This is a genomic window from Flavonifractor hominis, from assembly GCF_040095835.1.
Lineage (GTDB): Bacteria > Bacillota > Clostridia > Oscillospirales > Oscillospiraceae > Flavonifractor > Flavonifractor hominis.
In genome coordinates this window covers 1-21,822 of the sequence record NZ_JBBMFT010000009.1, presented here as the reverse complement: position 1 = coordinate 21,822, position 21,822 = coordinate 1, and the positions used below count along the sequence as shown (strand labels likewise).

Annotated in this window: 25 protein-coding genes; 3 read left to right on the top strand and 22 right to left on the bottom strand. The window is 69.5% G+C overall.

The annotated features are described in order from the left end of the window. The gene (locus WMO45_RS11635) at positions 1 to 381 is read right to left on the bottom strand and encodes a C-GCAxxG-C-C family protein (protein ID WP_349140952.1); all 381 of its coding nucleotides are present in this window, start codon (positions 379 to 381) and stop codon (positions 1 to 3) included. 18 nt (positions 382 to 399) lie between these two features. Further along, a complete protein-coding gene (gene recG / locus WMO45_RS11630) occupies positions 400 to 2,457 on the bottom strand; it encodes an ATP-dependent DNA helicase RecG (protein WP_349140951.1) in 2,058 nt (685 codons plus the stop codon). Positions 2,458 to 2,631: 174 nt separating this feature from the next. Between recG and WMO45_RS11625 the strand changes: the two genes are divergently transcribed. Together WMO45_RS11625 and WMO45_RS11620 are read left to right on the top strand one after the other, a co-directional pair. Further along, complete coding sequence (locus WMO45_RS11625; protein WP_349140950.1) at positions 2,632 to 3,588, top strand: D-2-hydroxyacid dehydrogenase; 957 nt, start codon at positions 2,632 to 2,634, stop codon at positions 3,586 to 3,588. Between the two features lie 71 nt (positions 3,589 to 3,659). Further along, on the top strand, positions 3,660 to 4,187 hold the full coding sequence (locus WMO45_RS11620; protein ID WP_349140949.1) for an S-layer homology domain-containing protein: 528 nt from the start codon (positions 3,660 to 3,662) through the stop codon (positions 4,185 to 4,187). A gap of 24 nt (positions 4,188 to 4,211) precedes the next feature. Here WMO45_RS11620 and WMO45_RS11615 read toward each other — a convergent pair whose 3' ends face one another. Genes WMO45_RS11615 through WMO45_RS11520 form a run of 20 tightly spaced genes read right to left on the bottom strand, consistent with a single transcriptional unit; the run spans position 4,212 to position 16,934 of the window. Beyond that, entirely contained in the window at positions 4,212 to 4,775 is a 564-nt protein-coding gene (locus WMO45_RS11615; RefSeq protein WP_349140948.1) for a DUF2313 domain-containing protein, read from the bottom strand. Between the two features lie 2 nt (positions 4,776 to 4,777). Beyond that, a complete protein-coding gene (locus WMO45_RS11610; protein WP_349140946.1) occupies positions 4,778 to 5,833 on the bottom strand; it encodes a baseplate J/gp47 family protein in 1,056 nt (351 codons plus the stop codon). Between the two features lie 4 nt (positions 5,834 to 5,837). Continuing rightward, positions 5,838 to 6,182, bottom strand: coding sequence for a hypothetical protein (locus WMO45_RS11605; RefSeq protein WP_349140945.1), 345 nt, complete (start codon positions 6,180 to 6,182; stop codon positions 5,838 to 5,840). A gap of 1 nt (position 6,183) precedes the next feature. Further along, positions 6,184 to 6,555: a hypothetical protein gene (locus tag WMO45_RS11600; protein ID WP_349140944.1), complete on the bottom strand. Its 372-nt coding sequence runs from the start codon at positions 6,553 to 6,555 to the stop codon at positions 6,184 to 6,186. 24 nt (positions 6,556 to 6,579) lie between these two features. Continuing rightward, the gene (locus WMO45_RS11595) at positions 6,580 to 7,533 is read right to left on the bottom strand and encodes a hypothetical protein (RefSeq protein WP_349140943.1); all 954 of its coding nucleotides are present in this window, start codon (positions 7,531 to 7,533) and stop codon (positions 6,580 to 6,582) included. Continuing rightward, entirely contained in the window at positions 7,530 to 8,108 is a 579-nt protein-coding gene (locus WMO45_RS11590; protein WP_349140942.1) for a LysM peptidoglycan-binding domain-containing protein, read from the bottom strand. The genes WMO45_RS11595 and WMO45_RS11590 overlap by 4 nt, the downstream gene beginning before the upstream one ends. After that, the gene (locus WMO45_RS11585) at positions 8,105 to 8,656 is read right to left on the bottom strand and encodes a hypothetical protein (RefSeq protein ID WP_349140941.1); all 552 of its coding nucleotides are present in this window, start codon (positions 8,654 to 8,656) and stop codon (positions 8,105 to 8,107) included. The genes WMO45_RS11590 and WMO45_RS11585 overlap by 4 nt, the downstream gene beginning before the upstream one ends. Beyond that, positions 8,653 to 8,862, bottom strand: coding sequence for a molybdopterin oxidoreductase (locus WMO45_RS11580; RefSeq protein WP_349140940.1), 210 nt, complete (start codon positions 8,860 to 8,862; stop codon positions 8,653 to 8,655). Before WMO45_RS11580 ends, WMO45_RS11585 begins: the two co-directional genes overlap by 4 nt. Beyond that, entirely contained in the window at positions 8,859 to 9,269 is a 411-nt protein-coding gene (locus WMO45_RS11575; protein WP_349140939.1) for a hypothetical protein, read from the bottom strand. Before WMO45_RS11575 ends, WMO45_RS11580 begins: the two co-directional genes overlap by 4 nt. A 14-nt stretch (positions 9,270 to 9,283) precedes the next feature. After that, entirely contained in the window at positions 9,284 to 9,673 is a 390-nt protein-coding gene (locus WMO45_RS11570; protein ID WP_349140938.1) for a hypothetical protein, read from the bottom strand. Between the two features lie 13 nt (positions 9,674 to 9,686). After that, on the bottom strand, positions 9,687 to 10,721 hold the full coding sequence (locus WMO45_RS11565; protein ID WP_349140936.1) for a phage tail sheath subtilisin-like domain-containing protein: 1,035 nt from the start codon (positions 10,719 to 10,721) through the stop codon (positions 9,687 to 9,689). Further along, a complete protein-coding gene (locus tag WMO45_RS11560; RefSeq protein WP_349140935.1) occupies positions 10,718 to 11,215 on the bottom strand; it encodes a hypothetical protein in 498 nt (165 codons plus the stop codon). The genes WMO45_RS11565 and WMO45_RS11560 overlap by 4 nt, the downstream gene beginning before the upstream one ends. A 2-nt stretch (positions 11,216 to 11,217) precedes the next feature. Next, positions 11,218 to 11,541 (bottom strand): hypothetical protein, encoded by a 324-nt coding sequence (locus WMO45_RS11555; protein ID WP_349140934.1) that lies wholly within the window; start codon positions 11,539 to 11,541, stop codon positions 11,218 to 11,220. Next, positions 11,538 to 11,900 carry a hypothetical protein gene (locus tag WMO45_RS11550; RefSeq protein ID WP_349140933.1) on the bottom strand — a complete coding sequence of 121 codons (363 nt, stop codon included), beginning with the start codon at positions 11,898 to 11,900 and terminating at the stop codon, positions 11,538 to 11,540. Before WMO45_RS11550 ends, WMO45_RS11555 begins: the two co-directional genes overlap by 4 nt. Then, a complete protein-coding gene (locus tag WMO45_RS11545) occupies positions 11,897 to 12,931 on the bottom strand; it encodes a phage major capsid protein (protein ID WP_349140932.1) in 1,035 nt (344 codons plus the stop codon). The genes WMO45_RS11550 and WMO45_RS11545 overlap by 4 nt, the downstream gene beginning before the upstream one ends. Before the next feature lie 19 nt (positions 12,932 to 12,950). Further along, positions 12,951 to 13,292, bottom strand: coding sequence for a hypothetical protein (locus WMO45_RS11540; RefSeq protein ID WP_349140931.1), 342 nt, complete (start codon positions 13,290 to 13,292; stop codon positions 12,951 to 12,953). Between the two features lie 30 nt (positions 13,293 to 13,322). After that, complete coding sequence (locus tag WMO45_RS11535) at positions 13,323 to 14,204, bottom strand: hypothetical protein (protein WP_349140930.1); 882 nt, start codon at positions 14,202 to 14,204, stop codon at positions 13,323 to 13,325. After that, positions 14,201 to 15,373, bottom strand: coding sequence for a serine/threonine protein phosphatase (locus tag WMO45_RS11530; protein ID WP_349140929.1), 1,173 nt, complete (start codon positions 15,371 to 15,373; stop codon positions 14,201 to 14,203). Before WMO45_RS11530 ends, WMO45_RS11535 begins: the two co-directional genes overlap by 4 nt. Positions 15,374 to 15,385: 12 nt before the next feature. Continuing rightward, a complete protein-coding gene (locus tag WMO45_RS11525) occupies positions 15,386 to 16,639 on the bottom strand; it encodes a PBSX family phage terminase large subunit (protein WP_349140927.1) in 1,254 nt (417 codons plus the stop codon). Beyond that, the gene (locus WMO45_RS11520) at positions 16,629 to 16,934 is read right to left on the bottom strand and encodes an XRE family transcriptional regulator (RefSeq protein WP_349140926.1); all 306 of its coding nucleotides are present in this window, start codon (positions 16,932 to 16,934) and stop codon (positions 16,629 to 16,631) included. The genes WMO45_RS11525 and WMO45_RS11520 overlap by 11 nt, the downstream gene beginning before the upstream one ends. A 293-nt stretch (positions 16,935 to 17,227) precedes the next feature. On the opposite strand from WMO45_RS11520, the gene WMO45_RS11515 reads away from it, so the two are divergent. Then, the coding region (locus tag WMO45_RS11515) for a glycoside hydrolase family 3 C-terminal domain-containing protein (RefSeq protein ID WP_349140925.1) at positions 17,228 to 21,822 on the top strand (4,595 nt) is incomplete at its 3' end.

Genomic DNA, 21,822 nt, shown 5'->3' with positions numbered 1-21,822 from the left:
TCATTTCATCAGCTCTTCCAGCAGCTCCGCGGCATCAAATACCATGCGGTCGCAGTGGCTCTTGCGCTCCTCGCCCCGCTCGCTGGCCATGCGCAGCAGACTGGCGCAGTCCAGCGTCTGGTTCTTGGCCCGGAAGCGGCGCAGCAGCTCGGTACCGGCCTGGCTGTCCGCTCCCGCCATGCCCAGCACCATCAGCGCGCCCGTCACCGCGCCGCAGGTGGAGCCGTGGCGCATGCCCGAGCCGAAGTTGCTGCCCAGGGCGAAGGCCTGCTCCCGGCTCAGCCCGCAGGCCTCGCAGAAGGGCACCAGCACCGCCTGGCAGCAGTTGTAGTGTACCTGGGGGTCGGCCCGCAGGGCCCGGACCTCTTCCATTCGATCCATTGTGAACACCTCGTATCCTCAGTTAAACATCTCCCCGTGCTCGGCAAACAGCCGCCGCACCCGCTCCAGCAGCGGGGCGTGCTCCGGCCGGGTGAGCCCCGGGTCGGCCGCCAGCAGCTCCTCGGCCGCCTGCTGGGCCTGCTTGAGCACCCGCATGTCCCCCGCCAGATCGGCGATGGACAGCTGGGGCAGACCGTGCTGCCGCTGGCCGAAAAAGTCGCCCGGCCCGCGCAGCTTCAGGTCTTCCTCGGCTATTTTAAACCCGTCGGTGGTCTTTGACAAGACCCGCAGCCGCTCCCGGCTGGCGGCGCTGCGGGTGTCGCTGACCAGCACGCAGTAAGACTGGTGCTTTCCCCGGCCTACCCGGCCCCGGAGCTGGTGGAGCTGGGACAGGCCGAAGCGGTCGGCGTTCTCCACCACCATCAGCGCGGCGTTGGGCACGTCCACCCCCACCTCGATCACCGTGGTGGACACCAGCACGTCCAGCTCCCCGGCGGCAAAGCGGCTCATCACCGCGTCCTTGTCCCGGCTCTTCATCTTGCCGTGGACCAGGCCCACCCGCAGCTCGGGAAAGACTTCCGCCCGGAGGGTCTCGGCGTAGGCCACGGCGGCCTTCAGCCCGTCGCCGCCCTCCCCCTCCTCCACGGCGGGGCAGACCACATAGACCTGGCGGCCCTCCCCCACCAATTTGCGCACAAAGCCGTACATCCGCTGGCGCTTGTCCTCCCCCACCACGTAGGTCTCCACCGGGGTGCGGCCGGGGGGCAGCTCGTCGATCACCGACACGTCCAGATCCCCGTAGATGATGAGAGCCAGGGTGCGGGGGATGGGGGTGGCCGACAGCACCAGCACGTGGGGGGTCTGCCGGGCCTTGGCGGCCAGGCGGGCCCGCTGGGCCACGCCGAAGCGGTGCTGCTCGTCGGTGATGACCAGCCCCAGCTCCCGGAAGCACACCCCCTCGCTGAGCAGGGCGTGGGTGCCGATGACCAGGTCCAGCTCCCCGGCCTCCAGCGCGGCGTACAGCTGCCTGCGGGCCCGGCCCTTCACCGAGCCGGTGAGCAGCCCGGTGCGGATGCCCGCCCGCTCCAGCAGCGGCGCCAGGGAGCGCATATGCTGCTCGGCCAGCAGCTCGGTGGGGGCCATGAGGGCGCACTGCACCCCGCTGGCGGCGGCCAGCCAGGCCCCGTAGGCCGCCACCATGGTCTTGCCCGAGCCCACGTCCCCCTGGACCAGGCGGTTCATGGGCGCGCCGGAGGCGGTGTCCGCCGCGATCTCGGCCATGGCCCGGCGCTGGGCCCCGGTGAGGGCAAAGGGCAGCAGCGCCAGAAAGTGTTCCACCGGCGGTGTGGAAAACCGGATGCCCCGGGCCCGGTCCCGGCGGGAGCGCAGCAGGGCCATGCCGCAGGTGAGCTGGAACAGCTCCTCAAAGATCAGCCGCCTGCGGGCGCTCTCCAGGGCCTGCTCGTCGGCGGGCATGTGGATGTTGCGGTAGGCAAACTCCACCCCCGCCAGCTCATACCTGTGCCGCAGCTCCGGCGGCAGGGCCTCCTCCACCTGGCCGGCGCAGGCCTCGGCGCAGCGGCGGGTCAGCCCGGCCAGCAGGTTGTTGGAGATCCCCCGGGTCAGGGGATACACCGGCAGGATGCACCCGGTGAAGCGGGCCCGCCCGGCGGGCTCGCACACGGGGTTGGTCATCTGGCGGCGGCCGGGAGGGCCCTCCACCGTGCCGTAGCAGATGTAGTACTCCCCGGGGTGGAGGGCTTCCTTTAAATAGGACTGGTTGAAAAAGGTGACGTTCAGGCTGCCCGTGTCGTCCACCATGCGCAGCTTCACCAGCTCCAGCCCCTTGCGGATGCGGGAGAGCCGGGGCGGCTCGGCCGCCATCAGGGTCAGGCACACCGGCCGGTCCGGCGGCGCGGCGGCGATGGTGGAACCGGCCCGCCGGTCCTCATAGTCCCGGGGGAAGTAGCCCAGCAGATCCCCCACCGTGGCCAGCCCCAGCCGGGCCAGGTGTCCCGCCCGGGCCGGACCCACGCCGGGCAGGGCCTCCACCGGCGTGTCCAGGTGCAGCTCCATATCCCGCTCCCCCCTTTCCATGTCCCTGTAGTGTAGCACATTTCCAGGTGCGGGGCAAGTGCGGGGCCGGCTTGCAAAGCGGGGAGGGAGTTGCTATAATCAGTCCGTTATGGACCCGCGGCGCATCTCCGCCCGGCGCCGGCCAACATCCCTGTAAGGAGGCATTCGACCAATATGGAAACCATTCTGCATCTGCTCCCCATCCCTCAGGACCAGCGTCCCGCCTTTCAGGCCGCGGCGCCGGAGGCGGAGCATCTTTTTCTTCCCACCAGCGACCGCGGCGGGGCCGCGGACATCCCCCAAGACTGGCGGGAGCGGGTCACCGTGCTCATGGGCTTCGTGCCCCCGGCGGACCTGAAGAGCTTTCCCCGGCTGAAGTGGGTCCAGAGCTGGAACGCCGGGGTGGACCCCTACCTGGCCCCCGGCGTGCTGCCCGGCCACGTGGCGGTCACCTCCGCCGTGGGGGCCTACGGCCCCGCCGTGTCCGAGCACATGCTGGCCATGCTGCTGGCCATCTACAAGCGCCTGCCCGCCTACCGGGACCAGCAGCACGCCCACGTCTGGCAGGACCTGGGGCATGTGTGGTCCCTGTCCGGCGCCAGCGTGCTGGTGGGGGGCACCGGGGACATCGGCCGGCACTTCGCCGGCCTGTGCCGGGCCTTCGGGGCCGCCCGTGTGGTGGGGGTCCACCGCTCGGACGCCCCGGTGGAGGGCTTTGACGAGACCTATCCCCTCTCCGCCCTGGACGAACTGCTGGGCCAGGCCGATGTGGTGGCCCTGGCCCTCCCCCACACCCCGGAGACCGCCGGCCTGCTCAGCCGGGCCCGGCTGGAGCGGATGAAGCCGGGGGCCGTGCTCCTCAACGCCGGGCGGGGCTCCGCCGTGGACTGCGCCGCCCTGGCCGAGCTGCTGGCCCAGGGGCGCCTGCTGGGGGCGGGCATGGACGTGACCGACCCGGAGCCCCTCCCCCCGGAGCACCCCCTGTGGGACGCCCCCGGCGCCCTCATCACCCCCCACACCGCCGGCGGCTACAACCACATGGAGCTGACCCTGGAGCGCATCCGCGCCCTCTTCCTGGACAACCTGCGCCGCTATACCGCCGGCCAGCCCCTGCGCAACCGCATGCGCTGATTGGGCCGGCCCCGCTTCGACGGCATCTTTTCCCAGTTTATGGTATATTCTTGTGCAAAGGAGGATATGCCATGCGACTGATGATTCCCGCGCTGCTGCTGCTGACCCTGCTGCTCCCGTCGGCCGTCGCCGCTCAGCCGGCGGTGAGCCGGGCCCGGTTCGTGTACGCCCTGTGGGTGGGGGCGGGGGCGCTGCCCTACCGGGGGGACGCCCCCTTCACCGACGTGCCGCTGGAGCTGGAGGAGGCCCCCGCCATCTGCTGGGCCTACGATCTGGGTGTGGTCCGGGGCACCGGCGGCGACCTCTTCACCCCCCAGCGGCCCATCACCCGGGAGGAGGCCGCCGTACTCCTGCGCCGCTACGCCGCCTGCCTGGGTCGGGACACCTTCTATCCCGAGGGGGTGGCCGCCTGCAACGAGTATGAGGGCATCTCCCCCTGGGCGGACGACTCCCTCTACTGGGCGGCGGGCACAGGGCTGATGGACTGGTCCCCCACCGGGGAGCTGGACCCTGCCGGCACCCTCACCGACCAGCAGCTGCGCACCGTGCTCTCCCGCTTTTTTGACCGGCCCCTGATCCAAACAGAACCGCCGGCCTGAACTCTGGTTCAGGCCGGCGGTTTTTCATACCAGCTTTTCGATCTCCTCCCAGGTGGGAGCGAGGGCCTCGATGTCCCCCCAGGTGGCAAAGCGCGCCTCCAGCCCCGCCCAGGTGGCGTACCAGAAGTGGTAGCGGATGTCCAGGTGGCAGGGCAGGATGTCCTCCAGGATGGCCCGCATCTGCGCAAAGCCGTCGGGGATGCCGGGCACATCGGGGAAATAGATCTCCACCACGCCGGGGGTGCCGGTCTCGCTGGCCACGGCGTTGAGGCCGCAGCCCTTCAGGTTGTCGTTGATGGCCGCCAGGGTAAAGCTGTCCCCGCCGATGCGCAGCAGGGCCTGCAGCGCCTGCCGCCGTCCCTCCGGGGTGGTGCTCACCGGCCGGCGGGTCAGCAGGCCCTCCACGGCCTCCAGCCCCCAGTCCTGGGCGGTGGTGAGGAGCATCTCCCGCTCCAGCTCCTCCAGCCGCTGCTCCTCCCGGTCCAGGGCCCGGCCCTGGGCCTCCAGCTCGCCGCCGTTGACGCTCCCCTCCAGGCGGTAGATCCGCATGGGCCGCAGCAGGGCCCTCAGATCTTCGGCATAGCCCATATTCAGCCCCCCATTTCCACGACGCTCAGCGTGCCCAGCCGGGGCAGCTGGTCGCTTTCGGCACTCACGTCGGCGGCGGGGGTGGTGACGGCGCAGTTGGCCACGCCCTCCACGCCGAACACCAGGGCCACCAGCTGGGCCCGCAGGACGCTGCGCCCCAGCAGGCTCCCGTCAAACCAGTTCCCCAGCGCCTCCTCCACCGCCGTCTTGACCTGGGCGAAGTCCGCGCCCTCCTCCGGCGCCACCTGCACCGTCACGTTGACCTTCTTTTCCTCCGGGGCCCGGACCTGGACGTCCACCGCGATCTCCCGCATCTGCTCCAGGTGCTGCCGCAGCCGCTCCAGCAGCTCCTCCTCCGGCAGGCCCGCGGCGGTAGACACCACCACGTCCACCGTGCCCACCCCCCTGGGCCGGGGGATGACCGCGGCGGCGGCCACCTCGGGAAAGGACATGGCCTGCTGCTGGTAAAAGGCGGCGTTGGCGCCGTTGGGCATCCGCCGGAAGGTCTCCAGCACCCGGGCGCGCAGGGTCTCGTCGTCCTCGGCGTCGGTGCCGCCGGTGAAGGCCTGGGGATTGGTGCAGCGGCTCACTCCCACCGGGGGCACCGCCATGGCCCGGATGCTCCCGGCGGCCACGTTGCCCGCCGCCCCGGCCTCCAGCGCCCGGGCGGGCACCTCGGCCCCGGTCTCCCCGGCGGGGATGCTCCCCTGCTCGGTGGTCTCAAAGCGCACCAGCGTCCCCGTCATGCACACCGTGCCCTGGGGGATGGTGAGGGCGGTCTCGGTCCCTCCGTCCCGCTCAAAGCGGATGCTCCCTTCGGCCGCCGTGGCCGCCCGGCGCTCCAGCCCCCGCAGCTGGGCGTGCTGATCCAGGTACTCCCCCTGGGCGCTCTGGGGAAAGCACTGGTGCAGGGTCCACTGCCCCTGCACATACAGGGCGTAGATCTGGCTGGCCACCGCGTAAAGGCGCACCGCCAGATCCCCGTCCCCCGCGGCGGTCAGCCCGGTCTGCTCCTGAAAGGTCGCCGTCATCCCGGCATAGATCTCGTCCACTGTCATCCTGTCACATCCCCTCCGTCTCCAGCGCCACGGAGAGGGCCTCGCCCTCCCACTCCAGCGCCACGCGCAGCGTTCCGCCGCTCTCCAGCGTCACCCCGGTGACGCTCAGCCCGCTCTCATCGGCCAGGGCCTCGGCCACATACTGCCGGGCCAGGGCCTCCCGCTCGCTGGGGGCGGACCGGCCCAGCCGGTACAGCCGGCTGCCCAGCTCGGGCAGGGGCAAAAAGCTGCCCCGGGGGATGGAGAGCTTCCACAGCACCCGCTGCAGCAGCCCGTCGCTCCCCTCGGCCCGGCGGAAGCCGCCGGTGTCATCGGGGACATAGTCCCCGTCCCGTACCATCAGTTCCATCTCATCCCTCCGCCAGGCTCACCGGGCTGCCGTTGAGGCGCAGCTGGCCCTCCAGCCAGATGGTGCCGTCGGGGCTGAGGCGGATGGAGGCCTTGCCCGCGTGGAGCAGTACCTCGCCCTCCTCCAGCCCCTCCTCCGCGCCGCAGCGCTCCCCGGCCACACAGGCCGCGGCCCCGTCGGGCCCGGTCTTGAGCACCAGTACCTCACGCCCCGCCGCCGGGCGCCAGACGTAGCCCCCCGGTGCGAACACCGGCAGCTCCCGCCGCTCCCCGGACAGATAGACCCCCGCCGGGTCTCCCGGCAGGGTCACCCGGCCCACCTGGGCCTGGGGCTGGGCGCCGGTCTGCCGGCGCCCCTGTCGCGCGATCCACATGCCCGCCGCTCCTTTCTCGTTGTGTTACAGCGCCGTGTCCGGCGGACACAGGCTCAGGCGGGTGTACCGCCCCGTCTCCTCCAGGGCGCACACGCTCTCGGCCACCCGCCACAGCCCCCGGCCCACCGGCTGGCTCCCCTGGACCTGCACCAGCTCCCCCGGCCAGGCGCAGAAGGCCTCGGGCAGCTCCAGCTCCAGCCGCCGCAGCTCGGTGCGGGACTGCTCCAGCTGGTAGCGGCCGGAGTAGCGCATGGCCTGGTAGCCGCTCTTGTCCGGCATGGTCACCACCCGGCGGCACTGCCCGCCCCGGGCCAGAAAGTCCTCGTCGGTCACCCGCTGGACGCTCTCTCCGCCCCGCTCCCGCACCAGCACTTCGGAGAGCACCCCGTAGCGCTGGTCCCGCAGGGTGAGGGCGGTGATGGCCGCCTCCGGCCCCAGCACCCGCGTCTGGCCGTCCGCCCACGGGGCGAGGACCAGCTGTCCCTGCCGGTCCACCCGGGGGGTGATCCCCCCGTGGTAGCGGCAGAAGTCGTAGAGCACCTGCCACTCGCTGCTGCCCGTGTCCACCGTAAAGCCGGGCACGCTGGGCAGCTGGACCTCCACCCGGGCCTGGATGCCGTAGGGGGTCACGTGGTCCCGCAGGATGTCCTCCAGGGTGGCCACCTGGTACTGCTGGCCCAGGGCCTCGTTGTCCACCAGCCGGGCGGCCATGCTCCGGCCGGACACCGTCAGGCGGCTGCCCGTCTTGTCCCAGCCCCGCTCGCACTCGTCCACCACGCCGGTGAAGATCCGCCTGCCGTCCTCCTCGGCGGTGAGGGTCACCGCCTCGGCCAGCAGGTCCTCCCCTCCGGGCTGCCACAGGCAGGTGACCGAGCAGCTGTCGCAGGGGGCGTCGCCGCCGTAGCGGAAGCTCCAGCGCACCGGGTCGGGCAGCTGCAGCCTGCGCCCGTCCCAGCATGTCAGCACCACCTGCATCATGCCACCCTCACCTGCTGGCCCACCTGGATGCGGCTGGGGTTTTTGATCTGGGGGTTGAGGGCGATGAGCGCGTCCAGCGTCAGGCCGTAGCTGCGGGCGATGCTCCACATGCTCTCCCCCTGCCGGACGGTGTGCCACTGGGCCTGGGCGGTCCCGGCGGCGGTGGCGGCGGAGGTGGTCTGGGCCGGGGCGGCGGCCTGGACCGTCACGCCGGTGTTGTGCCCCTCATACCCCTCCCAGAAGGTGAAGGTATACCGCACGTAGTCCGCCCGGGGCTCCTGGGCCAGGGAGAGCTCCACGAAATAGGCCCAGGCGGTCTGCCAGACGGGGTGGACCAGCAGGCCCGGCCCGTCGGAATAAAAGACGCTGGCCAGGGCCTTGAACTGCTGGTAGGCGTCCGCGCCCACGAACTCCCCTTCGCCCCGCATCACCCGCTGGGCCGGGCCCAGATCCTGCAGCCAGTAGCGCCCGAAGGGCACCTTCTGGGCCCCCATGGTCCGCTCATAGCCGATGGTGTACACCCTGGGATTGTGGGGCCACACATAGTCCTTGTACCGCATTGCCGTCAATCTCACAACAGCGCAAACCCCCCGTCATAGCGTCTCGCATCCCGCCGGACCAGCCGGTCCAGCTCCTCCAGCCCCGGCCGCGCCCCCTCCGCCGGGAGGAGACGGACCGCCGCCGTGCCGGTCCCTGCGGCCTTTCCCACGGCGGCGCTCCAGGGGCGCAGGCTCTCCCGCACCGCCTGGTCCAGCCACTCCGCCCCGCCGGAGGCCTGGCCGAAGGAAGCGTCCTCCGCCGTCCCGGCGGGGCGTAAGCACCTTTCCTGGAGGGCCGCTCCGCCCTCCAACCTCCCCCCGGCGCTTTCGGGCAGCTCCCCCGCCGTCTGCCGGAGCAACTGCCCGGTTTGGTCCGTTCCCTCTTCCGGCCCTGAGGACGCCTCCGCTCCGGGGACGTTCTCTCCTTTGGGGGACCCGGCGGGCCCCTCCGGGGCCGCCTCCCCGTCCCCCTGCTCCTCCGCCCGGGTCCACAGCTCGTCCTCCCTCCGGGCCAGCGCGGGGGCCGGCTCCTCTCCCCGGGGCGGCTCCTGCCCGGCCAGCAGCAGGGCAATGTAATCGGTCATGGCTTCTCCCCCCGCATCAGCTTCTCGTACCGCTGCCGGTCAAAGGCGGCGTTTTCGCTCCCCGTGCAGCTGCCCCGGGGTGCCCCGCACACGGGACAGCGCTCCTCCTCCACCCGGCTGCGGCAGTCGGGGCACAGCTGCTGCAGCTGTTCCTCCCGGTCCAGCACCAGGTTGAGGGCGCACCAGAGGTAGTCCCGCGCCTTCATTTGTTTGGCCCGCTCCTCCGTAGGAAGCGCCCCAAAGGCCCGGAGCACGCGCCAGCGAAGGCGCGCATCCGGCGCGTGCTCCAGGCTTTTTTTGCCGCTTGTACCCGCTGCTCGTCGTCGGCCGGGGAGGGGTTTTCCGCCCGGTCAAAGGCGGCCCAGCGCCCGGCCAGGGCCCCGATCTCCCGGGCGCTCAGGCACTCCAGCACCTGCGCTCCGTCCCGGAACACCGGTCCGCCCTGCCGCTCCAGGGCCCGGGCCAGCAGGCAGGCGTTGGTGCACAGGGCCTGCTCCTCCTCACTGCGGGCCAGCCCGGCGGCCTCCCGGCGGGCCTGGAGGACCTCCAGGGCCGAGAGCAGCCGCAGGGTGCGCCCGTCCTCCAGGCGCAGCCGTTCCTTTCCCTCCAGCATGGCTCTCTCCCTCCTCAGGCCGCCGTCTCGATCCGCTTGGCGGCCACGATGGTGATCTTCTCCACCACCATGGCCCCCAGCGCGCCGGTCTCGCCGATGGCGCTCCACTGGCAGCCGGAGTAGATGATCTTCCGGTCGGGCTTGCAGATGACCAGGCTGAAGTCCTTCAGGTCGTGGAAGTTGAGCCCGTCCCGGATGGCCTCGTCGGTGGCGTAGAGCCGGGTCAGCTCGATGACGTGGGTGCGCTGGCCGGGGATGGCGGCCACCGGCTCGTCCTCGCCGAAGGCCTCCACGTTCTGGCTGGTGCGGGTAGATCGGGCGGTGTAGCTCTGCACCACCGCCACCTTGACCCCGTCCACCTCCAGGTAGATGTCACTGCTGGTGGGAAATCCGCTTATCTTCATACCGCCGCTCCTCTCAAACCGTAATGTGTGCGCTCAGCCAGATCTGGTTGAGCCCGTGGGCCACGGTGAAGGAGAAGTCCACCAGGCACACGGTGGGGTTTTCCGGGTCGGCCTGGGCGGTGACGCCGTCGTAGCCGGTGATGATCTCCCTCGCCAGCTTCTGTTCCAGCTCCAGCACCACCTGGGAGCGGATGGCCCCCCGGCTCTGCTCGGTGTTTTTGGCCCGGCGGAAGCGGGCGCGCAGGGCGTTGCGCACCGTGGGGATCACGTCGTCCACGATGCGGATGGTGGTCAGCTCCCGCCAGGTCTGGTCGGGGACCTCGCCGCTCTTGGTGCGGGTGGTCACCCCCCGCACCACGCTGAGTACGCCGGCGCTCTGTTCCACCGGCGTGACCCCGCCCCGGATGAGGACGTCCAGCTCGTCGTCGGTGTAGGCGGCGGCCAGGCCGCTCACCCCCCGCAGCTCGGCCCCTCCCAGGGGCACGGCGGGGTCGCTCTCCCCGGCGATGGCGCCGGCCACGGCGGCGGCCACCTGGGCCCCGCCGTCCCCGCCCAGGGGGGCCACCAGCACCACCCGCTCGCTGTTGAGCCCCTCGGCCCGGGTGACCAGGGCCTCCGGGTCCTCCCCGGCGGCGCCGGGCACCACGGCGATGCGCTCCCGCCGGGCCTCGGAGGCGCTGCACACGCTGTCCCGCAGGGCCTGCTGCACGCTCAGCTGCTGGCTGTCGCACACCACCACCGCGATGTCCTCCTCGGCCTCCAGCCGGGCGAAGGCCGCGGCATAGCTCTCCTCGTCGGCCACCGGCACGGCCTTGACCACCGCCGCGCCGTTGAGGAAGAGGATGCGCGCCAGCTGGCTCAGGGTCTCCTCGGCGCCGAAGGCCTCCACCGCCTGCTCATACCGGCTCAGCTGGTAGATCTTCTCTTCCTCTCCCTTGGTGCACAGGGCCGCCAGGCCCACATTCTGTCCGCCGCTGCTGCCGCTGACCACGGTGGATATGTCGTAGCTGGAGTAGACCCCCGGCCGCTCATGGATGCTCGTGCTCAAATCTGCCTCTCTCCTCTCACAATAAAATCCAGGAAGGCGCCGCCCTCCTGGGCCACCGCGTACAGGTAGCCCTGGCAGACGGCCTCCACCGGCCGGCGGTAGAGGCCGGCCTGGGGATCAAATACGGTCTCTCCGCAGGAGAGCTCGGTGAGGGCCAGACCCGGCGGTCCCTCCCACTGGAAGGCCTCGGCCAGCCGGTCGTAGGCCCGCTGGATGCCCGCCTCGCCGCTCTCCCGGCCGGCGTACAGGTCCAGCCCGAAGGTGAGGCGCACCCGCCGCCCGTAGAGCTCCTGCCAGGTGCCGCTGTCCGGGTCGTAGCGCTCGCCCAGGTAGTCGCGGAAGCCCTCGGGCCCGCCCTGGCAGGCCCGCAGGGAGACCGCCGCCACCACGCCGCTGCGCCTGGCCCGCTCGCCGGCGGGGAAGGCGCTCACCGCGTCGATCCCCTGCCCCTGCAAATATTCGGCCACCCGCTCCCGTATGGCTGCAAAGTCCATGCTCACGCCTCCTCTCCCGGCTCCAGCAGAGCCCACCAGTGGCTCCACTGCTCCCCCACGCACACGTGGTGGGCCACCCGGATGTCAAAGCGCCGCCCCTGCCAGAGCAGCCACGCCTCCCCCTCCAGGGAGACCTCCGGGTCGCCCAGATAGATCCACCGGTCCCGCCGCACCTCGCCCAGGGGGGTGGGCAGGTGCTGCCAGGCGTCGGTACCGGTCTGCCGCACGGGCTGGAGGAAGGCCCGGCACTGGGTGCGCTCCTCCCCCCGGCAGAGGGTCACCGTCTGCCCGTACCGCTCCAGGATCTGCTTCCACTTTCCCTTCATCCCGGCGTCCCCCGAAAGGCGAAGCCCCGGTCGGCCAGGTAGGGCCCCAGCACCGTCTCGGCCTGCAGGCGCAGGGCGGCGGCCCGCTGGGCGCTCTCGCCGCTGCCCCGGGTGCGGATGGAGACCTCTCCGGCGGTGAACTGCTCCACCGCCCCGTCCTCCGCCCCGGCCAGCCAGGACAGGGCCAGCCAGGCGCAGCCCAGCACGAAGGCCCCGGCGCAGTCCTCGGGGGCAATGCCCTCCCGCAGCCGTCCGGCCAGCTCCCCCCGGGCCGCCCGGCACAGGGCCTCCAGCGCGGGCTCCTGGTCCGGCTCCAGGTGCCCCAGGCTGCGGGCCATGGCTACGATCTGCTCTGTCATTTCAGCTTCAGCACCTTGGATGCGTCGGTGAAGAGCTTGGCAAAGCCGGAGATGCTGGTGATGGCGGCCCGCTCCAGCTGCCGGTCGATGAGCTTGTCGTACTCCACCATCACGTCGGAGCCCTGCACCATCTCCAGGGCGTAGCGCTTGTCCAGGCCGATGAGGGTGCCGCTCTCCAGGGCGGAGGTGCGCAGCAGGGTGGCGCCCAGGGGGGTGGCCAGCTTGCCGGTGCCCTGGAAGTTGAGGCCGGTCAGGGGGTTCTGGAACTCGTCCAGCTTGAGCATCTGGCGCATCATCTCGCCGGAGACCAGCAGGGTGTTCATCTCGTAGGGGTCGAACTGGGCCCAGAAGTCCACCAGCTCGTCGTAGCCCAGGGTGCCGGCGCTGCCGCCGATGGGCTCGCTGCCCACGGTAAAGGCCTGGGCGGGGTTGTCGTTGCCGTCGCCCTTGATGAGCACGTCGATGGCGTCCTCCAGGTGCATGCGGTTGATGTGCGCGCCGATCTGCCGCAGGGTGACCGAGAAGAGGTCCAGTTTCTGGTAGCGGATGGCCTCGTAGGAGGCCACCAGCATGCGCCCGCGCTTGTGGAGCTTGACCAGGTTCTCCTGGGTCTTGACGGCGGTCTGGGGGATGGCGGTGCCCTCCTCCACCCGGCGCAGGGCCTTCTGGTCGTCGTCGGGCACCGAGGCGATGGAGCGGTAGTCCATCCCCTCAAAGCGGGTGACCGCGGCGGTGAGGTGGGGGAGCAGGTCGCTCTCCTCCATGCCCTGGCGCACCGACCGGGCCACGTACTCGGGGAAGAGGACGGCGGACTGGCTGGTGGCGAAGAACTTCTCCACCACGTCGCTGCCCGCGCCCTTCACCTTGATGTCAAAGCGCTTGAGCTGGCGCTGATAGGCGTCCAGCCCCTCCAGGGCGGTGCCTTTGTACTGCGCGTCGGGGTCCTCCCGCTCCAGCACCTGGGTGAAGGTGCGCCCCGCCTCGTTGTACATACCCTTTTCCAGTCTGAGATTGTCGTATCGATAAGCCATATCCCGCATCCTCCCTTTCTTACAGCCGGATCACCATGCCGTCGCTCTCCACCCGGAGCACCAGGTACTCCGTGCCGCCGGCCTCGTCCTTTTTCATGCCGCCGGTGCCGTCGGCGGAGAGCTTGGCAAAGCCGGGGGTAACCTCCTCGCCGGTCTTGGCCACCCGGCACAGTCCGCCGATCTGCACGGCGGCATAGCCGTCCTCGCTGGACAGGGCCACGCCGCAGATCCGCCCGCCGCTCTCACAGGGGCCCACCGTGCCGTCGCCGGTGAGGCCCACCACCTGGCCGGCCTGTACCTCCGCCTCGCAGGCGAAGGTGGCCGCCACTTCTCCGATGCCTTCAAACGAAATCTTGCTCATTGCCTGTTCTCCTTTCCCCTCGGCGCTTGTTCAGATCCGAAACGCGCCGTCCCGCTCATCGGGCCGGTCCGCGCCGCCGTCGTAGTGCAATTGGGTCTGGACCGGGTAGTTCCGGTCCGCCTGCCGCTCCAGGGAGCGGCGCAGGGCGTCCAGCTCGGGCTCCTCCAGGGCCCGGGCGATCCGGCAGAGCACGCCGTGCTCCAGCTCCAGGCCGGACAGGCCGCCCAGCCGGACCACCTCCTGGCGCAGCTGCTGGAGATACTTGCGCCCCAGGGCGGCCTCCCGCTCCAGGCGGGAGCGGCCGTCCCGGTCCATGGCCTTGATCACCCCGGCCATGGGCTGGGCGGGCACGGCCACGAAGGACCACTCATAGGCGTCGGCCGCCCCGGTGAGTTCGGCCCAGCACTCCGCGCCGCCGTAGTTCTCCCCCTTCTCGTGGGGGCACTGGTCCATGGGCTCGCCGCAGATGGAGCACACCGCCCGCTCCACGGCGCAGCCCACGCTGACCTCCTTTTTGATCCCGGCCTCGATCTCGGCGATGAGCTCCCGGTTGCTCTCGGTGCGCAGCATGTAGGCGCAGCCCTTCAGGTAGCAGTAGCCCTCCCCCGCCCGGGTGGTGCGTCCGGGCTCCTGCACCAGCTCGGTGCGGTAGAGGCGGGCAGTCTGGCCCCGGGCGCTCCACTGGTGGTCGAACAGCCCGCTCTTTCCCACGAACAGGGGGGCCAGCTCCTCCAGGGTGGCGGTGGGGAAGCGCTCGTGGTCCCGGTCCACCTCGTTGTCGCACAGCCGCACGGCGAAGGCATAGACCTCCTCGGCGTTCAGGGGCCTGCGGCTCATGGCGTTGATCTGTTCCAGCTCCCGCTGGTCCACCTCCAGTCCCCGGTCCACCCCCGCTTGTTTGGTCACGTTCATAGTCCCGCTCCTTTCTCCTTGGCGTCGTTTTCCATGCGCACCGTCCTGGCCTGCTCCCGGTAGAGCTCGGCTCTGGCCTCCTCCACCAGGTCCTGGAGGTTCACATCCTGCCAGTCCACCTCCACGCGGCTGTCCAGCCCGTGCAGGCGCAGCCACAGCTCGCAGATGCGCTCCACCACCGGCTCCAGGCCCCGGCGGATGGCGGTGATCTCACTGGTCATCATGTCGGCCTGCTGGGTGCTCATCCGCTCGGTGGAGGACCAGGACAAGCCCAGCAAAAAGGGCGGGATGCCCGTGCGGGCCACCAGCTGCTCCAGGATCTGGCGCACGGGCACCTCGCTGTCCAGCACCTGGCCGTCTGCGCCGATGACCCGGATGTCCACGTCGCCCACGGCCACGAAGTCCCGCACGCACCCCTCCCGGCCGGCCTGCATGGCGGCCGACCACTCCTGGGCGATCTGGCGGCTACGCTGCTGGGCCATGGACTGGTCCAGGGGGTTGTCCCCGGGCTTGTAGACCACGGCGAAGCGCAGGTTGCCCATCCGCTCCCAGTTCATGCCCACGGCCTGGTAGATCTTCAGCAGGATGCCGGTGAGAAAGGGCATGGACCGCAGCAGGCTGACCCCGTAGGGGCTGCCCACCTCGGGCTGGAAGGGGGTGAAGAGCAGCAGCTCCTGCCGGGGCAGGGGCCGGGTCTGGCCGGTCTCGTCCCGGCCCCACAGGGTGAAGGACAAAGGGGAGTCCCCCTGGTGGATCTCCACGTCGGCGGGGTCGGCGCACAGCACGGCGGCGATGTCCCGCCGCCTGCGGTCGGGTACGATCTCCCCCACGGCCCGGCCGCAGGTGAGCATGGAATCCAGGTAGGCATCCAGGAAGGACTGCAGGCCCCGCTGGCCCCGTCCGGTGTCCACGTGGGTGAGAAACCAGTCCAGCCCCTCCTGTCCCCGCCGGTCCCGGCAGCGGACCTGCACGCCCCCGGCCAGGCGGATGAGCTTCCAGATGGCGGCGTCCACGATGGGCACGGCCTCCCGGATGCTGCGGTAGAGTTCATTCTCCCCGCTGCGCAGGGGCACGTAGCTGTCCAGCACGCCGAAGGGGTGTCTGCCCCCCTCCCGGATCTGGACCGCCTGCGCGGCCTGCGGCGTTTGTTTTTTCTGCAACAGTCCCATGGCATCCTCCTCTTAAAACCGTCCCCGCTCCACGCAGAACCCGTCCAGGCAGTCCTCCGTCCCGGCCGCCACGGTGGCGGCGAAGTAGCGGATGTCGTCCATGGCGTGGTCGTGGCACTTTTTGACCCGGTCCCCCGCCGCCGTCTCGTCCCAGCGGTAGAGGAAAAACTCCCGTATGGCGTCCCGGCAGGGCGGGCAGATGACCAGCCGTCCGCTTTTGAGCAGTCCGGCGGTGACCCGGATGCCGGCCAGCACGTCGTTGCGGGCGGGCTGTACGGGCCAGCCCCGGCGGCGCAGGGTCTCCAGGAAGCTGGCCGCCGACGGGTCGGCCACCACCTTCCAGATCCTCCGCCCGGCGGTGAGCCGCTCCAGGGCGTCGGCGTACTCCCCGTCGGTCATCTGCCTCCCCTCCCGGCGGGAGTCGTGGTAGAACTCCTCCACCCGGTACCAGATCCCGTCCCGGAGGCCCCACAGGCCCATGGAGGTGGGGTTGGCGGTGCCGTAGTCGCAGGAGACGCACCAGCGCTCCATCTCCCCCTCCGGGGCGGGCCGGACCATACTCTCGTCAAAGAAGTCGTATACCCGCCCCTGGGCGGCGGCCCACTCTCCCAGCACGAACCGGCGGTAAAAGGGGCCGCTGAAGCTGCGGCGGTAGCGCTCCCGCACCTGGGGGGAGAGGGCAGGGTTGTCCTCCATGGTGAAGTGGAGGTACAGGGCGTTGCGCGCCCCGCTCTTGCGGATCCACTCCTGGTAAAACCAGTGCTCCGGCCCCTCGGGGTTGCAGGAGAACCACAGCCGGCTGCCGGTCACCGAGCAGCGGGCGCAGGCCTGCTCCACGAAGGAGCGGGGCATGAGGGCGGCCTCGTCCAGCAGCACCCCGGCCAGGGTGACCCCCTGGATGAGGGCGGCGCTGCCCTCGTCCCGGCCGCCGAAGAGGTAGAAGGTGTTCTCCCGCCCGCCGAAGCGGACCTTCAGCAGGTTGCGGCTGACCTTCTCCTCCCACCGGAAGCCCAACTCCCCCAGCAGGGGCATCAGCTCCCCCAGCAGGTTGCGCCGCAGGGCGCCGGCGGTCTTGCCGCACAGGCCGAAGGCTGCGCCGTCGAAGCCGGCCATGGCCCAGGAGAAAAAGGACAGCCCCAGGCACAGGGTCTTGCCGCTGCGCACCGCGCCGTCGCAGATGATGGCCTCCCTGGCCTCATGCGGCGAGCCGGGGCACCACCAGGTGAGCACCTGGCGCTGCTTGGGGGAAAAGCGCTCAATTTCCATCGTCCGCCCCGCTCTCCCGGGCCCCCAGCGCCAGGGCCCGGTAGAAGGCGGCGGCGCTCTCCTCCGCCCCGCCGGTCAGCTCCACCAGCTTTTCCAGGACGGCCATGCGGTCCACCAGGCGGATCTCCACCGCGCCGGAGGCGCTGCGCTTGAATTCGGTCAGCGCGGCCAGGTCCAGCCGGTCGATGACCTGTGCGTCCCCGGCGTCCAGAAAAGCCAGCTTCACCGCGTCGTTGACTCTGCACCGGGCCAGTTCCTCCATCCGGCGCAGCAGCCGTGTCCGTTCGTTCTTCACGTGCTCCCCCCTCCTCAACCCCGGTGATTTTTGGGGGAGAAGTTTCCCGTTTGCGTGCATCTTTTTTCAATTTTTCCTGTGTAGCTTCGCATTTCTGCACAGATGTACGGGTGTGATTTTTCGCAATTTGATGATAGACCGGCCGATGGGATTGTAGTAAAATTATGGTATCCTGGACGGCTTGTGGCCGTCCTTCTGCCGTGGACAGCGGCAGGCGCAGGAAAAAGGAGGCATGCGGAGTTCTGCACGATTCTTTGCCCGGATGGAAAAAAGGAAAGAAGGGAGACACATCTATGAAACACATGAGGCGGCTTCTGGCGCTGGGCCTCACTGCCGTGATGGTGGGCGGACTTCTGCCCCAGGCGGGTGCCTACAACGCCGAGCCCAGCGAGGCCACCGGCAACATGGGCGGCATCGAGATGGCCCGCACCGTAGCGGAGGAAGGCATGGTCCTTCTGGAGAACCGCGCGGTTGGGGAGTCCGGTGAGAAGGCCCTGCCCCTGTCCAAGGGGGAGAAGGTGGCCATCTTCGGCATCAACCAGGTGGACTTCATCTGGGGCGGCGGCGGCTCGGGCAACTTTGAGTCGGCCAACGACCAGGTGGGCTACGTCAGCCTATACGACGGGCTGAAGGCCAAGGAAGATGCGGGGTATCTCACCCTGTATGACGATCTGTATCAGTCCTATCAGGACTACTACGACAACTACTGGAAGAACGACGGGCGCACCTACGGCTACGGCACCACTCAGGGCGCGGTCATCATGTTCGGCGGCGAGATGGCGGTCACCGAGGAGCAGGTGAACCAGGCGGCGGCCAACGCGGACACCGCCATCGTGACCATCGGCCGTCCGGCGGGCGAGGATTCCGACCGCAAGTCGGGCAAGGGCGACTTCCTGCTCAGCGACAACGAGCAGGCCATGCTGGACGCGGTGGAGGCGGCCGGCTTTGAGAAGGTCATCGTGATCCTCAACGTCACCGGCGTGGTGGACACCTCCTGGCTGAAGGACAATGCGGACATTGACGCGGCCATGGTGGTCTACCTGCCCGGCATGGACGGCGGCACGGCCATGGCGGACGTGCTGTGCGGCGACGCCTATCCCTCCGGCAAGCTGGTGGACACCTGGGCGGCCAGTCTGGACGACTACTCCACCACCGCCAACTTCGGCGTCAGCAACCCCAATTATGAAGAGGACATCTACGTCGGCTACCGCTACTTTGAGACCATTCCCGGCGCGGCCGAGAAGGTCAATTACGAGTTTGGCTACGGCCTGTCCTACGCCGACTTTGCCATCACCGACCAGACGGTGGAGGTGACCGGCGAGGGCCGGGACCGGACCGTGACGGTGACGGCCAAGGTGACCAACAACAGTGACACCTATTCCGGCAAGGAAGTGGTGCAGGTCTACTACGGCGCGCCCGAGGGTGCGCTGGACCAGCCGGCCCGGGAGCTGGCGGCCTTCGCCAAGACCGGCGAGCTGGGCCCCGGCGCGTCCGAGACGGTCACCATGAGCTTTGCCTTTGACGACATGGCCAGCTACGACGACGTGGGCCGCACCGGCCACGAGGCGGCCTATGTTCTGGAGGCTGGGGACTACACCTTCTATGTGGGCAACTCGGTGCGCAATGCCCAGCAGGTGGACACCTACAAGCTGTCCGCCCTGGAGGTGGTGGAGCAGCTGGAGCACCACATGGTACCCGACACCACCAAGCTCACCCAGCGCCTGACCTCCGACGGCACCTATGAGGCGCTGACCCAGACCGAGTCGGCCCCCAAGGACTCGGTCACCGAGGCCGAGATGAAGGCCAAGTACACCAACCCGCCCGAGTCGGACGATCCCTTCATCACCTTCCCCGAGGTGGTGGAGGCCTTCAACGCGGCCAACGCCCCCGACGCGGACGAGCAGGCCCAGCAGGCGGCGGACGATCTGCTGACCACCTTCATCAGCCGCATGACCGACGATGAGCTCATCAAGATGGTGGGCTGCACCAATCCCGAGTCCAACAAGGGCCACCGCACGGGCCTGGCGGGTCTGGACGTGTACGGCATTCCGCTGATCGGCACCTCCAACGGCCCGGCCGGCATCCAGTACAACGGCAGCAAGAAGACCTGGGAGACCACTTCCACCTTCTATCCCTGCGCCACCATGCAGGCCTCCACCTGGAACATGGAGCTCATTGAGCAGCTGGGCGCGGCCATGGGCAACGAGGCCCGCTACTTCGGCATGAGCCTGTGGCAGGCCCCGGGCATGAACATCCACCGCAACCCTCTGGGCGGGCGTAACTTTGAGTATTTCTCCGAGGACCCCTACCTGACGGGCAAGATGGGCGTGGCCATCACCAACGGCGTGCAGAGCCAGAAGTTTGCCTCCCAGCTCAAGCACTTCGCCTGCAACAACCAGGAGACCAACCGCTGGGACGGCGACTCCCGGGTGTCCGAGCGGGCCCTGCGGGAGATCTACCTGAAGGGCTTCCAGATCACCGTGGAGGAGGCCCATCCCTGGTCCATCATGTCCTCCTACAACTGCATCAACGGCACCCACTCCACGGCCAACTACGAGCTGCTCAACGAGGTGCTGCGGGACGAGTGGGGCTTTGACGGCTTTGTGATGACCGACTTCTACGCCCACACCAGCCACCTGGACGACGTGCTCAACGGCGGCGATGTGAAGGCCCCCGCCGTCAGCCCCGACCCCAACGCCCTGCGTGCGGCCCTGGCCAACGGCACCCTGCAGCGCTGGCAGCTGGAGCGCTCCACCGAGAACCTGCTGCGCTTCGTGCTCAAGACCCAGGACGCCCAGGACTGCATCGACAGCTTCACCTACACCGTCTCCCTGAGCGTGAACAACGAGGCCGTGACGGTGAACAACGACAAGATCCAGCTCTCCGGTCCGCTGACCTGGGGCGAGTTCAAGGCCTCCATCGTGGACTCCTACAACCAGAGCTATGAGCTGCGCACCGCCGCCGGCGAGCCGGTGAGCGACGAGGCCACCGAGCTGACCGTAGGCATGAAGCTGGTGGTCACCGCCGAGGACGGCGTGACGCAGAAGACCTATCTCTTCTCCAACACCAGCCTGGCCCTGGACCAGCCGGCCAAGGCCTCCCATGTGGAGAACTCCAACACGGCCGATCTGGCGGTGGACGGCGACATGAACACCCGCTGGTCCGGCTTCTCCAGCAACTATGTCTGGGGCGACTGGATCGAGGTGGACCTGGGCGAGGGCTACTACCTCTCTCAAATCGACGCCTCCCACTACAAGGGCGTCGAGCGTACCTACAAGTATGAGATCTGGGTCAAGGGCGACGAGGGCACCGACTGGGGCAACACCGGCAAGGACCGGGACCTGGCCGCCGAGGGCTACACCCAGATCGTCGCCGACGGCACGTCCGAGAAGGTGACCACCGTGTCCGACGCGGTGCCTGAGGACGCGGGCCTGGTGCGCTATGTGCTCATCAAGGTCACCGACAGCCCGGACAAGAGCGCCTTCGGCCCCTCCGTGTGCGAGCTGGAGGTGTACGGCTGGCGTCTGAGCTCCGATGCCTATTCCATCGATGAGGACGCCAAGACCATCCAGATCCCGGCCAACGAGCTGGCGGACACCGTCAAGCAGAACCTGAAGCTGACCGGCAGCGCCACGCTGAAGATCGGCAACTCCTCCGCCTGGATCGCCGACGGGGACAAGATCACCGTCACCGACTCCCTGGGCCGTGAGACGGTGTACACCGTGGAGAGCGTGCCCCTGCTGAGCCAGCCGGAGCCCTACACCCTGCTGCCCCTGTACGCCGGGGCCTCCCTGTCCGTGGAGACCGCCGAGGGCGCGGCCTGCCAGTGGTACTCCAACACCACCGCCAGCAACGAGGGCGGCCAGGCGATCCCCGGCGCCACCGGCAAGACCCTGACCCTCTCCACCGACACCGAGGGCACCTATTACTACTACTGCGTGGTGGGCGGCATCGCCAGCAACCCGGCCACCGTGGTGGTGACCGGCAACCTGGCTCTGGACAAGACCGTCCGGGCCTCCTGCGAGGAGAACAGCACCAACTCGGCCGATAAGGCGGTGGACGGCGATCCGGACACCCGCTGGTCTGGCTACGACAAGAGCGTGGACAGCGGCTGGGGCCACTGGCTGGAAGTGGACCTGGGCGATGTGTGGCACATCTCCAGCGTGGACAGCCAGTATTACCGTCCCACCGAGCGCGCCTATGACTACCAGCTGTGGGCCAAGGCCGACGGCGAGTGGGGCGAGGGCGCGGCCAAGGACAAGGACTTTGCCGAGCAGGGCTACACCCAGATCTTCACCGGCAACACCAACTACCAGACCTCCGTCCACGACGTGCTGGACCAGCAGCTGGTCCGCTACCTGGTGGTGAAGGTCCCCAGCGGCGAGGGCGCCAACGCCAAGGCCCCCTCCATCAACGAGCTCACCATCCACGGCTGGCGGCTGGAGAGCGCCTACCCCGTGGATGAGACCGAGCGCACCATCACCATTCCCGCCGAGCTGAGCAAGGACGCCTTCCTGTCCAACGTCTCTCTGGTGGGCCTGGAGGGCGCTCAGCTCAGCCTGAGCACCGCCGGCGACATCATCCTGAATGGGGACATCCTCACCGTGTCCGACGCCGAGGGCACTGAGCTGTACACCTACACCCTGACCGACGGCCAGGTCCCCGCTGTGACCTACGCCGTCACCTACGCCCTGACCAACCTGACCGCCGACGGCGCTCCCGCCCAGGTGGAGGAGGGCCAGCCCCTGAATGTGACCCTGACCGCCGAGGAGGGCTACCTCCTGCCCGAGACCGTCACCGTCACCATGGCCGGCGAGACCCTGACCGCCGGCGAGGGCTACACCTATGATTCCGAGACCGGAGCGCTGTCCATCGCCGCCGTCACCGG

What these genes read in the sequence shown, in the direction of transcription:
- WMO45_RS11555 (WP_349140934.1), bottom strand. Translation starts at nt 11,541, where the DNA reads ATGAAGGGAAAGTGGAAGCAGATCCTGGAGCGGTACGGGCAGACGGTG.
- WMO45_RS11575 (WP_349140939.1), bottom strand. Translation starts at nt 9,269, where the DNA reads ATGCTGGAGGGAAAGGAACGGCTGCGCCTGGAGGACGGGCGCACCCTG.
- WMO45_RS11595 (WP_349140943.1), bottom strand. Translation starts at nt 7,533, where the DNA reads ATGATGCAGGTGGTGCTGACATGCTGGGACGGGCGCAGGCTGCAGCTG.
- WMO45_RS11530 (WP_349140929.1), bottom strand. Translation starts at nt 15,373, where the DNA reads ATGGGACTGTTGCAGAAAAAACAAACGCCGCAGGCCGCGCAGGCGGTC.
- WMO45_RS11615 (WP_349140948.1), bottom strand. Translation starts at nt 4,775, where the DNA reads ATGGGCTATGCCGAAGATCTGAGGGCCCTGCTGCGGCCCATGCGGATC.
- WMO45_RS11560 (WP_349140935.1), bottom strand. Translation starts at nt 11,215, where the DNA reads ATGGACTTTGCAGCCATACGGGAGCGGGTGGCCGAATATTTGCAGGGG.
- WMO45_RS11620 (WP_349140949.1), top strand. Translation starts at nt 3,660, where the DNA reads ATGCGACTGATGATTCCCGCGCTGCTGCTGCTGACCCTGCTGCTCCCG.
- WMO45_RS11635 (WP_349140952.1), bottom strand. Translation starts at nt 381, where the DNA reads ATGGATCGAATGGAAGAGGTCCGGGCCCTGCGGGCCGACCCCCAGGTA.
- recG (WP_349140951.1), bottom strand. Translation starts at nt 2,457, where the DNA reads ATGGAGCTGCACCTGGACACGCCGGTGGAGGCCCTGCCCGGCGTGGGT.
- WMO45_RS11540 (WP_349140931.1), bottom strand. Translation starts at nt 13,292, where the DNA reads ATGAGCAAGATTTCGTTTGAAGGCATCGGAGAAGTGGCGGCCACCTTC.
- WMO45_RS11610 (WP_349140946.1), bottom strand. Translation starts at nt 5,833, where the DNA reads ATGACAGTGGACGAGATCTATGCCGGGATGACGGCGACCTTTCAGGAG.
- WMO45_RS11545 (WP_349140932.1), bottom strand. Translation starts at nt 12,931, where the DNA reads ATGGCTTATCGATACGACAATCTCAGACTGGAAAAGGGTATGTACAAC.
- WMO45_RS11525 (WP_349140927.1), bottom strand. Translation starts at nt 16,639, where the DNA reads ATGGAAATTGAGCGCTTTTCCCCCAAGCAGCGCCAGGTGCTCACCTGG.
- WMO45_RS11605 (WP_349140945.1), bottom strand. Translation starts at nt 6,182, where the DNA reads ATGGAACTGATGGTACGGGACGGGGACTATGTCCCCGATGACACCGGC.
- WMO45_RS11535 (WP_349140930.1), bottom strand. Translation starts at nt 14,204, where the DNA reads ATGAACGTGACCAAACAAGCGGGGGTGGACCGGGGACTGGAGGTGGAC.
- WMO45_RS11570 (WP_349140938.1), bottom strand. Translation starts at nt 9,673, where the DNA reads ATGAAGATAAGCGGATTTCCCACCAGCAGTGACATCTACCTGGAGGTG.
- WMO45_RS11585 (WP_349140941.1), bottom strand. Translation starts at nt 8,656, where the DNA reads ATGACCGATTACATTGCCCTGCTGCTGGCCGGGCAGGAGCCGCCCCGG.
- WMO45_RS11600 (WP_349140944.1), bottom strand. Translation starts at nt 6,555, where the DNA reads ATGTGGATCGCGCGACAGGGGCGCCGGCAGACCGGCGCCCAGCCCCAG.
- WMO45_RS11580 (WP_349140940.1), bottom strand. Translation starts at nt 8,862, where the DNA reads ATGAAGGCGCGGGACTACCTCTGGTGCGCCCTCAACCTGGTGCTGGAC.
- WMO45_RS11550 (WP_349140933.1), bottom strand. Translation starts at nt 11,900, where the DNA reads ATGACAGAGCAGATCGTAGCCATGGCCCGCAGCCTGGGGCACCTGGAG.
- WMO45_RS11625 (WP_349140950.1), top strand. Translation starts at nt 2,632, where the DNA reads ATGGAAACCATTCTGCATCTGCTCCCCATCCCTCAGGACCAGCGTCCC.